The organism is Microbulbifer maximicatervae (SeqCode) (genome assembly GCF_056232625.1).
This window is the reverse complement of sequence record NZ_CP174324.1, coordinates 4,337,450-4,350,852: the sequence shown is the minus strand read 5'-3', so window position 1 is coordinate 4,350,852 and position 13,403 is coordinate 4,337,450. Positions and strand designations below refer to the sequence as shown.

At 47.1% G+C, this 13,403-nt stretch carries 7 protein-coding genes; all 7 read right to left on the bottom strand.

From position 1 onward, the window contains the following. Nucleotides 1-857: 857 nt before the first annotated feature. The 7 genes from ACJJI6_RS19105 to parE all read right to left on the bottom strand — a co-directional run bounded on the left by ACJJI6_RS19105 (nucleotide 858) and on the right by parE (nucleotide 13,392). Nucleotides 858-3,926 carry a type I restriction endonuclease subunit R gene (locus tag ACJJI6_RS19105; RefSeq protein ID WP_475711722.1) on the bottom strand — a complete coding sequence of 1,023 codons (3,069 nt, stop codon included), beginning with the start codon at nucleotides 3,924-3,926 and terminating at the stop codon, nucleotides 858-860. A 178-nt stretch (nucleotides 3,927-4,104) separates the two neighbouring features. After that, nucleotides 4,105-5,304, bottom strand: a complete 1,200-nt coding sequence (locus tag ACJJI6_RS19100) for a DUF4268 domain-containing protein (RefSeq protein ID WP_475711720.1) — start codon at nucleotides 5,302-5,304, stop codon at nucleotides 4,105-4,107. 4 nt (nucleotides 5,305-5,308) lie between these two features. Continuing rightward, nucleotides 5,309-6,682 (bottom strand): restriction endonuclease subunit S, encoded by a 1,374-nt coding sequence (locus ACJJI6_RS19095; RefSeq protein ID WP_475713472.1) that lies wholly within the window; start codon nucleotides 6,680-6,682, stop codon nucleotides 5,309-5,311. A gap of 9 nt (nucleotides 6,683-6,691) precedes the next feature. Next, on the bottom strand, nucleotides 6,692-9,172 hold the full coding sequence (locus tag ACJJI6_RS19090) for a type I restriction-modification system subunit M (RefSeq protein WP_475711718.1): 2,481 nt from the start codon (nucleotides 9,170-9,172) through the stop codon (nucleotides 6,692-6,694). Nucleotides 9,173-9,259: 87 nt separating this feature from the next. After that, a complete protein-coding gene (locus ACJJI6_RS19085; protein WP_475711716.1) occupies nucleotides 9,260-10,150 on the bottom strand; it encodes a WYL domain-containing protein in 891 nt (296 codons plus the stop codon). A 364-nt stretch (nucleotides 10,151-10,514) separates the two neighbouring features. Further along, nucleotides 10,515-11,009, bottom strand: a complete 495-nt coding sequence (locus tag ACJJI6_RS19080; protein ID WP_475711714.1) for a hypothetical protein — start codon at nucleotides 11,007-11,009, stop codon at nucleotides 10,515-10,517. A 496-nt stretch (nucleotides 11,010-11,505) separates the two neighbouring features. Next, the gene (gene parE, locus ACJJI6_RS19075) at nucleotides 11,506-13,392 is read right to left on the bottom strand and encodes a DNA topoisomerase IV subunit B (protein ID WP_475711713.1); all 1,887 of its coding nucleotides are present in this window, start codon (nucleotides 13,390-13,392) and stop codon (nucleotides 11,506-11,508) included. Nucleotides 13,393-13,403 lie beyond the last annotated feature (11 nt).

The window sequence follows — 13,403 nt, the reverse complement described above, 5'->3', positions numbered from 1 at the left end:
TCATGATAGTTATGGCAATCGAATTCTATTAAAGCAATACATAAGTTTTAAGATTGCCTAATTATCACTTATGCCAAGCTAATTTTTAGCGAATTTCCCGGCGTTGGTAGCGTTCGAAGATAGATGAAAACCATACTTTCAATGACTGCCGATAAATCATATCTCCGATTAAATCGATATTGAAATCCGGAAAATGGCGCTTTACATATTTCGGCCTAACTGCATGGTAAGTGTTTCGCAGCGCGTTCTTTAAATTACCAAGTACCGTATTTACCCAATAGAACTCAGGCTCTTAAACAGAAGCTCGGCCACCACCACACACAATTTTATTGTGCATACAGCTGGCCACCTTAATGGGGTTGAAGTATGGAAGGCCACCTGAGATGGCTGTGCTGCCATCTGCAAAGGGATTTTTTGCTCCAGGTTAAAATTTTACTATTTTTAAAGCTCTTGATAATTGAGAGCTTAATACGGGTTGGATATCCCCCTTTAGTTGTTTCAACAACAGCTATTAAGGGAGTTATACTCTTGACTCCGTGCCAGGGCTTGTATTCAGGACGCTCACCACCGAGATAGACATTATCCAGTCAATAAAACCAAACAGATTTGTTGTTCTCAAGTCCAACCAGACACCTCTTTAAGCACACTTCTCAAATTCGATAGGGGGGTACATCCCTAAGTGATCGCAGAAGGTATGGATGAGTAGCTAACTACCAACTATTAGTGCAAAGAAATATATCAATAAGTAAAAAGAGCTTCATGTAATATCTCCTCGACCTTATCAGGCAGCCTACATACAAAGCACACCTTCCACCTACATATTTATTCTACCAAAAGCAACTAGATCTTTCAGATATTCACTCCGAAAGTACATGCTGCATACTCTGCATCCAAGCAGTTTTAAAGGCAGCGTCCCCAGCAAACAATTTGTATAGTTCCAGCTCATCTTTTCGCCTGCGTAACATCACTTCTTTTAGCATTTTCTCGAAAGCTAGTTCTCTGTTGTGTGGATCAGGATTATCTTGGTATTTGGCCTTAAAATCTGGGTGCTTTTTGATACTCTCAGCAATATTGATGAACTTAACTTTCTGCTCTTCAGGTGTTGCACTCCAACCCTGGAACCAGCGCTCATTGAAGGTCAAAATGATGTCGTCCAATGGATCTGTTTGCTGATCCCCACCATGAGCTCCACGAGGGTTTGGATTCTGGGGATCGAGCTCAGTATCTGCCTCATCCAACTTGATAGCGTGATTCAGCTTTACCCTTTGCAGGCCATAGGAACTCAAATCAATGGACTCCAATAGCTCGTCGATAGTGTCCGCATCAGGGTCGTTCACTTTTAGCTTCGGTATTAAGAACTTCAGGAACCAAAACAGTTTTTCCCATGCCACGATTTCAAAGGGCATGATAGACGCCATTTGTCCGTAGATTTTTACGTACTGCTTAGCCTTGATCTTAAAATCTACTTTTTCATCATCCTCTAGCTCCAACTCATGCTCGAAACGGGCGGCGGCTATATCAATGATGGGGCTTAATGTTTGTGCATCTTCATTATTAAAGTAACGCTTTACGAAGTCCTCAACCTCGTACCATTCATACACACCCACATCGTCCATTGCGTCCTTGAGCTCATGGAGCACATTAATATCTGTGGCCCGAGACAATGATGTCGCAGTATAGAAGGGATCGAATGCAACCTTTACTTCATCGACCAAGTTGAAGAAGTCCAGAATAAACAAATCCTCGGTTTTCTTACCCAGCTTGGGGGCAGAGCGGTTGAGACGGGAAAGGGTCTGAACACAAAGTACCGACGCTAGCTTTTTGTCCACATACATGGCACAAAGCTTTGGCTGGTCAAACCCGGTGAGGTACTTATTGGCCACGACTAACAAGCGGTATTCATCGGTATCGAATTTGGTTTTGGTCTTAGATTCCGGAAATCCGTTAATCTCCGCTTCCGTGTATTCAATACCATCCACTTCTTTCGCCCCAGAAAAGGCTATCAAGACTTTGAAGGGATTACCTCTCGCTTCCAGCAAGCGAGTAATAGCCTTGTGATAACGGATGGCCGTTTCAATGTTCTGCGTTACCACCATGCCTTTGGCTTTGCCTTTGAGTTTCTTGGCATTGACGACCTGGGGAATAAAGTGATCCAGCATGATTTCAGCTTTGGTTTCGATGGTCTGCTGGCTGCGCTCTACATAGGCTCGCAGTTTTTTTTGCGCCTTTTTGGTATCAAATTCTGGGTTTTCCGCGATGGACTTTTCGATCTCGTAATAACTTTTGTAGGTCGTGTAATTAGCCAGTACATCCAGAATGAAGCCCTCTTCGATGGCTTGCTTCATGGAGTACAAATGGAAAGGCTTGAATGACCCATCTTCCTGTTTTTCACCAAACTTTTCCAGGGTAGTGTTCTTGGGCGTAGCAGTGAAAGCCATGTAAGACGCATTGCCACGCATCTTGCGAGATTTTATCGTTTTAAGGATCTTGTCCTGATCATCCTCTTCCTCGTCCTGCCCCATCACACGATTCATATTGTCGTGGGCAATACCAGACTGTGAGCTGTGAGCTTCGTCGATGATCACCGCAAAGCGCTTATCGCTGAGATCCTCGATACCGTCCACAATAAACGGGAATTTCTGAATGGTGGTGATAATGATCTTTTTGCCATTCTCCAGCGCGCTCTTCAGCTCAGAAGACTTAAGGGCCGGAGCAACGATATTTTTAACCTCGGAGAATTCCTTGATGTTATCGCGCAGCTGCCTGTCCAGCAGGCGGCGATCCGTCACTACAATCACCGAATCAAACAGAGGCTGTTCTACGCTTTTCCCATTCGCAACTTGCATTGATGCCGGGTAAGTCTCTATAAGCTGATAAGCTGCCCAGGTAATGGAGTTTGACTTACCCGACCCAGCAGAGTGCTGAATCAAATAGGTATGGCCCACACCGCACCTGGAAGCGTGGTCAACCAGCTTACGCACCACATCCAGCTGGTGGTAACGAGGAAAGAACAGGGTGCGCTTGCGCAGAGGATCTTTACTGCTGCCATCCAGCCGGACAAAGTGCTGGATGATGTTGGCCATGCTTTCTTTGCTAAACACCTCCTCCCACAAATATGCAGTCTTATGGCCCCCCTTGCCTGAAAGAGAGCGATTTGGCGGGTTCCCCTTACCGTGGTTGTGACCTTTGTTAAAGGGCAGGAAGTAAGTCGCTTGCCCGGCCAGCTTGGTGGTCATGTAGACTTCATCCGTATCCACAGCCATATGTACCAGGCAACGACCGAAGTTCAGTAACGGCTGGTTTACGTCGCGGTCTTCCCGGTACTGTTTCTGGCCGTGGGAACGGGCGGTTTGGCCGGTCCAGGCATTTTTCAACTCCATCGTCACCAGCGGGATACCATTCACGAACAGCACCATGTCGATTTCCTGAAGTGGGTTGTTCAGGGAATAACGCACCTGGCGAGTGCAGCTGAAAATATTGGCACCAAAGTTCTGTTTAACCTTCTCGCTACTGCTGGCCAGCGGCGCGGGATACATAAGGTGGAAATGAGCGTCATCTACCGGAAGCCCCTTCTTGAGCAGATAGAGAATACCGTGCTTCTTCATCAGCCGGTCGTAGCGCTCCAGCAACTTGCGCTGCCAGTCGGAAGGATTGTGTTTTTTCAGCTTGGTCAGCTCGGGCTTCTGGGTATCTTCCAGGAAGCGCCAAAATAGCTTTTCATCAAGGGCATACTGGGCGTTGAAATCAGTCGGCAGGCCTAGTTTGTAACGCCCGTTGCCGACTAAGTAGTCAGCAGGCGTCTCTTCGACTTGAGCTTTTCCACCATCGGCAATCCCCCCCGCTGCCTTGACGGCTTCTATGGTTGTGCCAGTTAAAGCCTGCTCAATTGCGGCCTCCAGTGCCTGTTCGTTGGTGTTGCTAACCATCTTACGTCCTTTTTATTCTACCAATTGACTTAGCCGGTAAAGCATCAGTCAAACAACCGATCTACCCTAACCCATCTTTTTATTGATATTTTCCGACATCTTGCCGTCTTTCAATCAAACAACAGTCTTACAAGGATTGTAAATATTCCAGACCGCGGTCTACGGTCATTACATTGCCCTACGCAAAACTTTGTTGCTTAAGTCCCTCGGCGGCTTTTTGCAGCGGCTTCTTTAAGGCCTGCTCTAGCCTGCACATGTGCTCCAAGTGCCAGGCAACGGATTCTTTCCAGGTGTCTTTATTGAAACTATCTGATGCACAGGAATACTGAATGCGGCAGGATTTCTTTTCGTCCAGACGCAGCCACTCCAATTTATCAGAGAAGTTCGATTCAATTTCGTCTTTAAGATCCAGCAGAAAATCAAAGAGGAATTTGTTTTCCTCTGTTGCACTACGGCTAATCCATAGCTCTACGCGCAACTCGCTCTTATTAAAAATCAAATTGTAGGGGCAGCTGCTTAAGCCTGAGCCCGCCGAGAGCCAGTGATCTTTGCTGGGGCTGATATTATCGTAGAGGTTGCACTGGCTTTTTTGAAAGGCTTCCAAGGCCTTTTCCCAGTATTCCCTTCGCACGATATGACGTTTCTTCACCACTACTTCGGTGGTTTTTTCTTCCGCTTCTTTGGCATTGATGCCGATCATCAACTCCTTGGCTTCGGGCGTGGGTATGATCTGGTCAATATTGATAAGCAGTTGTTCACCCAGGGCATAGGGCGTGACTTTAAAGCACTGAATACTAATGCCCTGGCCTAACAGCCACAGCGCCGTACTGGTGACTTCTTTGCGGAAGTTGGCAGCCACCAACATAATACGCTGGCTATTGCCGAGGTTGAGCTTGACCTCATCCAGATCCGGCGCATCGAGAAATTCACAGATGCGGGTGGCGGCATCCTGTCTGTTTTCTTCAGGGGGTTGACCTACCCGAGCGATCGATTCACCGGCTTCAATTGTCGGGCTGATAGGGGAAAAGAAGCGGTGCAAATATTGCTGATAAATCTCGACAATCTGGCCCTTGGTTAAGCTGGCGCAATAAGAGGCATACTTCAATGCCTGCCACACCACATCGCGGCCACTGTCATCCAGCTTGTTTTCGATAATCACCAGGTTGCCTTCTTTATCCAGCGCCAACAGGTCGAGGCGTTCGCGGGTATCGTCAAAGCCATCAAACTCTTTCTGGATAATCAGCAGTTCCTCACCCAGCGCATCGGGCTGGTGGGCCAGCCACTCCTGCAAGTGCTTACGCTCGGTAAAAACCAGCTCACTGAAGGTTTTGATTTTTACCGGGCTGATGCGGTTGGTTTGATGGTCGACGGTAAACATTGCCCTAAGCCTCTACTGCGTCCTGCACTTTTTTATCCACACCAGCCATTTCAGGGGTAACTTTGATTTTTCCAGTCACCGCACTGTTGATTAGGGTGGTTTTATATTCTTTGAGTTTTTCAATTTGAATATTTAAGTGATCAATACCCTTTTCCATCTCATACATCTGAATTTCCAATGAATGAATAATTTCATTCTGTTCATCCACCGGTGGATAAGGCACTTCGACCACTCCAAACCTATCAAAATACAAGCGCAACCGCATATCCATAATTCCACGAGAATGGCGCTTAAGTTCTGCGGAGCAAAAATTTGATCTGAACAAGTAGTGATAAAAATAGCCATTTACTGGCAATTGAGGGCGTAAAATATCATATGCCGGGCTTGTAACGCCGTCATATTCTGAAAGACCAATAGCGCCCATCCATGCGAGCAATTTATTGACCACAACATCGCCCTTTTTAACAAACCAATAACCGTCAGTAGTTGACGCTTTGTTACCTCGTTCCTCTAATTCACTGCGCGGCTTAACACCTATATCGGTGTAAACAGAAAGAAGTTCGTGATCGTTATTTTTCTCAGAAGGCTCCATCACCAATCTGAAAATATTTTTGACCCGTTTCATCTCCCAATGCGCGGGTATCTGCCCAATCCAATCCACACCGGAATCTTTCATGGGCGCGTTAGGATCAAGCCCCTGGGTCACGGCTTTTTGAATAATGATTTGCTTGCGCTCTTTAAGCAGGGCGATTTGCCGTTCTTTGATAGCAATGGCTTCGTCGACTTGGGTGGTTTTTTTGTCTAGGAAATTCGATAAACATTTCTGGTCTTTTACATTTGGAAACCATAACTTTGTATTCTTTAAGATGGATTTCGTAATGCTGTATACCTTCACCCCTTTAACAGCTGTTCGTATCTGATTCCTATACGATTCAGAATTCAACAAATACGCCAAGTAACGCAAATCATTATCACCTGTAGGCCTACAAATCACAGTATGATAACCAGCAAAAACTACATCATCTGAAACTAGCTGAGTGAAATTACCAGAGCCTTCAATATCCTCAGAAGTATCCGCAAAAACAAAATCACCTTTCTTCAATAACGAACGTGGAAACTTTCTTAAATAGTCTTCACTCACACATCGAAGTTCATGCTCTTTTGGCGTCAACTCAAAACCATACTTGGAATGCACCTCACCATAGTTAACACATGGCACCCCAGAAGGCTGCAAGTTTTCTTTCGTGATATTTAAACCTTTACCAAAATCAAATAGGTCGCGAAACCTAACAACATGCCAGCCAATTGGTATTTCTAAGGCCCCTACCCTTGCGCCGGTTAAGCTTTTTTTGGGGCTCAACAATTTTTTACGAATCATGGCCACTGATCACCCCTGCACCTGCTCAATATCCACACCCAGAATCTGGGCAATTAACCCTTCGGCTTTTTGTTCCAGGCTGATAATTTCCTCTGCAACGGTCTCCAATGAACGCAGTGGTTTATGGCGATAGAAGTATTTATTAAAGCTGATCTCATAGCCGATTTTGACAGAGTCAAGATTGATCCAGGCCTCACTCACATGGGGCTTTACTTCATCGAGAAAGTACTGATGAATACTTTGCGGCTCATCCTCTTTCAGTAGTGACTCTTTATAAGTGAGGGGGATGGACTCACTGTCACGCAGGTCGGAACTCGTTTCATAGGTAATGTATTCGTTTTTCTTATCGGTTGGGTAATAGCCAAAATCCGCCAGCTGCGCTTGGGTACAGCTGTTACGTTGCAGCACTTCATCCAGCTTATCGCCGCTGAGTTTTACCACTTTTTTGATCACTTTCGCGGCTGTTTCGTGGTACCAGCTTACTGCATTGAAGATATTATTTTTTTCGCTCGCCTTAAGCGCGACCTTGTACTCCTTTAGCAGGGCATCCACTTTTTCTTTAACAATATTAAAATCGTCAAACTCACCTTGACCCAATTCCTCTGCCAGCCACTCCGCAGTTTCAAATACTTCGTACAAGGTCTGCCAGTATTGAACATCCAACAGTTTGCCTTTGGCCTTGACATTCAGGCTAATATCGTTGTCTTCGCACCAATTGAGGATATCTTTCTCAATGGATTTTAAAAAGCTCTGTTTTCGCCCTTTACCGAAACCCGACGTTTTATACACTTTATCGCCATATTCGCTAAAGAGGTGCTCCATCACTTCGCTTAACTGTTTGTCAAAACGCAAAGGCGCTATACGTTCGGCGGTGAACTGGGCTTTGCGCCGGTCGGGCCGCTCGATGGTCACTTTGTAGTAACCAAAATCTTCGTTGCGGAATACCTGACTGGCAATACCGGTGGAGTCTCCGTTTACGTCCAGCTCACGCTCTATCGCGGCACAATCCAGATAGGTACGGGTGATCTGTGCGATATGCTCCGGCGCAAACTCGCAGTTTTTCTTACCCAAGTTTTTGCGCAGTTTGCGGTACAACAGGCTGGCATCAGTTAACTGCACCTTACCCTTACGAGATTTAGGCTTGTTGTTATTGAGCAGCCAGATATAGGTGGTAATGCCGGTGTTGTAGAACAGGTTGTTGGGCAACTGTACTATAGCTTCGAGCATATCGTTTTCGATAATGTATCGACGGATATTGCTCTCACCACTACCGGCATCACCGGTAAACAGGCTGGAACCGTTATGGACTGACGCAATGCGACTGCCCTTTGTGTACGAACCCGCAGCAGCACCAGTACTCACAGCTGGATCTTTCATTTTGCTGACCATTTCCATCAGGAACAGCAGCTGGCCATCGCTGGAGCGCGGTGTGGCATCGCAATCCTCGATATTGCCCCAATAGTCTTTGAGCTTGACCTTAAAGCGCGAGTCAATCACATCACCGCTGTCTTTGATGTATTTTTGCTCCGAGGCCCAGCTTTTACCGTAAGGCGGGTTGGAGAGCATAAAGTCGAAACGCAGGGAGGCGAATTCATCGGTGGACAGCGTTGATCCGACCTTGATGTTCTCGGGGTTGTTGCCCTTGATCATCATGTCGGACTTGCAGATGGCATAGGTTTCGTCGTTGATTTCCTTGCCGTAGAGGTAAATATCGCGCTCACTTTTGTAAGAAGCATCGAGCGGGTATTTTTCCTCAATAAAATTTTGCGATTCGGTGAGCATGCCCCCACTACCACAGGCCGGGTCATACACGGTGAGTGTAAGGGGCAGATTGTCTTTGATGGGATCGAACACCAGGTGGGTCATCAGCTCGATCACTTCCCTTGGGGTAAAGTGCTCCCCAGCCTCTTCATTGTTTTCTTCGTTGAATTTTCGGATCAGCTCTTCAAACACATAGCCCATGCCCAAATTGGAAAGCGCAGGCAGTTTGTAACCATCCGGATCAAGTACCTCTACTGGGGTAAGGTTGATTTTTGGAGAGACGAATTTCTCTACCACGTCCAGCAACACGTCTTTATTGATCATGTGCTGGATTTTACTTTTCAGTTCAAAGCGCTCGATGATTTCCTGCACGTTGGCACTGAAGCCTTTGAGGTATTCCTCAAAGTTGGCCAGCAGGATTTGGCGATTATTGGTGGCCGTATTATGCAGGCTGGTGAGCGTCCATTTGGACACGTTATAAAACACGTAGCCGGAAGCTTCTTTGAGCGGCTCTTCGTCCAGCTCGGTAGCCCGCATTTCTTCCTCTTGGTAGCGAACCTCTTCCAGTACATCGTCTTTAGTGGGCTCCAACAGGGTATCCAATCGGCGCAATACCACCATTGGCAGGATAACGTCACGGTATTTGCCCCGCACATACACATCGCGCAGGCAGTCATCGGCGATGTTCCAGATAAATGAGACAAGTTTGTTGTGTACGCTGTGGTCCATTGTGTTTCCTAGTGATTAAAGCGGGTCTTTAAAGACAGCTCAAATTCTTGTTTTAAAATCAGAGTTCTGTTCAGTCAGAAATTCGGTTTATTCCGGCGCTTGTTCTGTTCTTCCAGGAGCCAAAATCAGGTTTTGCACACCGTATAGCGCTTGGCTGTTTTGGAGCCACAATTGGTATTCGGGGCCGGTGAGCGTATGGGTCGGTGAGCAGTCCACATGCCATTGCCGCAATAGGTACCCTGCTGTAGCGGCTCGTATCTCGACCTTCATTACGCCACTGTCCATACCGTAATCCAGCTCGATGGCTTCCTGATGCTGGATACGCGGGTGCGGTACCAATTCCAACTCCACAAAACGATTCCACTGTCGATCCTGGCTTGCGGTTTCCTGCTCTTCGTCGATGGAGCCTTCAACCAGCGTGGCTTCTTTGATACGGGTGAGCACAAAATCACGGAATTCGCCGCTCTTGCGGTCGAACCCCCGCATGTGCCAACGCAGGCCATTATCCACCAGGGTGTGGGGCACGATCTCACGCTGGGATTCGCCGCTAGACAGGGATACATAGGTAATGGCCAGTGGTTTGGCCTTGTGAATGGCTTCGGTCACCCTGGCAACAGTGGTCAGCCTGGGCTCATTCAGATGGTAAGGTGCTTCACAAGCCATTGGCGGTTTGAGCTTGCCGGTAAAGCCGTCGCCATAGCCCTGACTGATGGTGGCCAGGGTGCGCACCACGTCGTAATCGAACAGGGGCTTGAACAGGTCACCACGCAGGTGGGTTCTCAGTTTTTCGTCATAACGGATATTAGCGGGTGCCAGTTCCCGATACTGGGTGAAATCCTTGGTGGCCTGGGCAGGTGTGATGCTGAAGCGATCTACCAGATCGGCACGGTTGGCTTCCCCCTTGAATAGCAGAGTGAAGTCTATGTGGGCGATGCGATCACGCTGTGCCTGGTTTAAATCCCGGAGCGTGCTATTCATGCTGCATGACCATATATTAAATATGCTACCTAATATTTTTTATTAGGTAGCATCCTACCACAGCGTTTCTTGCTCGGGATACAAAAAATTGCCCTTTGGCTAGGCTGGCTGCTGGCAAGTCACCAAAGGCTGTGGGGCTTCTTTGAATTGGGTGTTTTTACAGCCTGAGGGGATCACCACCAACAATTCAGTGGTTAACCCACAGGAGTAAACCGCTTGGCGCAGGGCTTTATCGGTGACCTCAGCCAGGGGGCGCTGGACTCTAAGAAATCGACTATAGGGAGCCGGATCGGTTTGGTATCCACATCGAGCGGCGTCTTACGGGGATCTGGATTACTCAGCAGACGGATGGCTTGGCAGGAGTTCACTTTTTACTGGCTGAATTAGGTAAAACTAAATCTACCGGCTTTCTAGAGTTTACATAATCACGGAATTCGGGAGCTACATATTCAGATCGCAATTCCCATATCCTCTTAAAGGGAGTCATCGATAAATATGCAGTGTATTGGCGAGTCATTGAGTCCCAGATAGTGAAATCCAGTCTGTTTGCCTTATATTGAAAATAGGCCTCTTCCCAGATTTTAAAAAAACGATATACAAAACCAATGATCCTTAAAGTATCGGCACTCGACAAAGAATCAAAATCCTTCATTGCTTTGGCAAAGATATCTGCCATTGGTCCGTCACAAATTGCTGCCACAGCTTCTCGATGAGCAATGGATATCTCATGCATAGAAGCAATCTTTGATTCTTTATTCTGAACTCTTATTAAAGCGGCAAGATAGACTAAAGATGCGACAACCGCAAAGGCACCGACAAGCTCACCAACGGCACTTAATGTATCCCATAGCATACTCAAAATTCAATCTCGTCAAGCAAGGCGTAAATTATATAATTTTTGACACTATCACTTTAGACTTTGAAAATACCCGAAACTACTAGTCTCACTGTCAAGATATTATATAGGCACTTGTCACATGGTGCTTATTTCATCTTTTAAAATAATTTAGACTATAGGTAATTAGAAAATGACAAAATAGTAAAACCAATAGAATGGATTGATTTGTGCACTTCTTTTTTATCGAAAATATCACATAGATGCTAAGGCTATATATTTTCGCATCAATGAAGTTGCCTATTTTAAATAAGTATAATTCTAAAACAAGAAATTTAAACTAAAGGAATTAAATAATATCCAGCTGAAATGGCATCCATTAAGCTGAATAACTGATACAACTTCTGAAAGAGAGATAGAGCCCCTCAAAAGGAAGAGCGCTCCATATTAATCATATGCATTGATCTGTTGCCTTAGTACACTAAGGCAACACCAATATCTATGTTAGAAAGCTAAGAGTTTAACCCACTTCAGCCAGATTCCCTTTACTTTCCAGCCACTGCTTGCGGTCTCCAGCACGCTTTTTAGCCAGGAGCATATCTAGTAGTTGATTACTGTCATCTCCTGAATCTATGTAAAGCTGTACGAGACGACGGGTATTGGGGTCCATCGTAGTTTCACGCAATTGCATAGGATTCATTTCTCCCAACCCTTTAAATCGGGTTACCTGAATCTTGCCCTTTTTCTTTTCCGCACTGATACGATCGAGAATGCCCTGTTTCTCAGATTCATCCAGTGCATAGTAAACGTCTTTACCGATATCAATTCGGAACAGTGGTGGCATGGCCACATAGACATGACCGTTAGTGACCAACGGCCGGAAATGACGCAAGAAAAGCGCGCATAACAGCGTGGCAATGTGCAGGCCGTCCGAGTCGGCATCGGCGAGGATACAGATTTTGTTGTAACGCAAGCCTTCCAGGTTATCGCTGCCCGGGTCCACACCGAGGGCTACAGCAATATCATGTACCTCCTGGCTAGCAAGAATTTCCCCTGAGTCAACTTCCCAGGTATTCAGGATTTTACCGCGCAGAGGCATGATAGCCTGGAACTCCCGGTCTCGCGCCTGCTTGGCGGAACCACCAGCTGAATCTCCCTCCACCAGAAAGAGTTCGGAGCGCGTGGTATCGCCACTGGAGCAGTCTGCCAGTTTGCCAGGTAAGGCCGGTCCCTGAGTAACTTTTTTACGTGCAACTTTTTTCGCGGAGCGCATGCGCTTCTGTGCATTGCCAATACACAGTTCCGCCAGTTTATCGCCCTCTTCCGTATGCTGGTTCAGCCACAAGCTGAATGCATCTTTGGCGACACCGGAAATAAATGCGGTCGCTTCACGGGAGGAAAGTCTTTCTTTTGTCTGGCCCGAGAATTGGGGATCAGCCAGTTTGGCAGAGAGAACGTAAGAACACTGGCTCCAAATATCTTCTGGTCCCAATTTAATTCCGCGCGGTAGCAGATTGCGGATTTCACAGTATTCGCGCATTGCTTCCAGCAGGCCAGCCCGCAAACCGTTGACATGGGTACCGCCCTGGGCGGTGGGAATCAAGTTTACGTAGGACTCAGCGGTGACCTCTCCGCCCTCTGGCAACCATTGAACCGCCCAGTCTGCCGCCTCAGTAGTAGCTGCAAAACTGCCTACAAATGGCTCTGCTGGCAGTACTTCCCAACCCTGATTTGCAGCGGCCAAATAGTCCTTGAGGCCATCTTCGTAATACCACTCATCGGACTCGCCATCCTGCTCATTGATAAACGTAACCGTGAGACCCGGGCAGAGCACCGCCTTGGCACGTAGAAGATGTCGCAGGCGCACCACTGAAAATTTGGCGGAATCAAAATATTGGGGATCTGGTAAGAAGCGAACACTGGTGCCTGTTGTGCGCTTACCGCACTCACCTACTACTTCCAGGTCGGAGGCCTTTTCACCATCCTTAAAGCCAATGCGATGAACCTTGCCATCTCGCTGGATAGTAACCTCCAGCACTTTAGAGAGGGCGTTAACCACCGAAACACCGACGCCGTGCAGGCCGCCGGAAAACTGGTAGTTATCATTGGAAAACTTACCGCCGGCGTGCAGAGTGGAGAGGATAACCTCTACACCAGGCCGTCCCTGCTCGGGGTGGATATCGACAGGCATACCGCGGCCGTTGTCGCTGACAGAGAGCGAGTGGTCCTTGTGTAACACTACTTCAATTTTCTTGGCATATCCGGCCAGGGCTTCGTCGACACTGTTGTCGATTACCTCCTGAGCCAGGTGATTTGGGCGTGCGGTATCGGTATACATCCCGGGGCGCTTACGCACCGGATCTAGTCCCGTGAGTACCTCAATATCTTCGGCGGAATAATTAGCCATAATTCTTATTG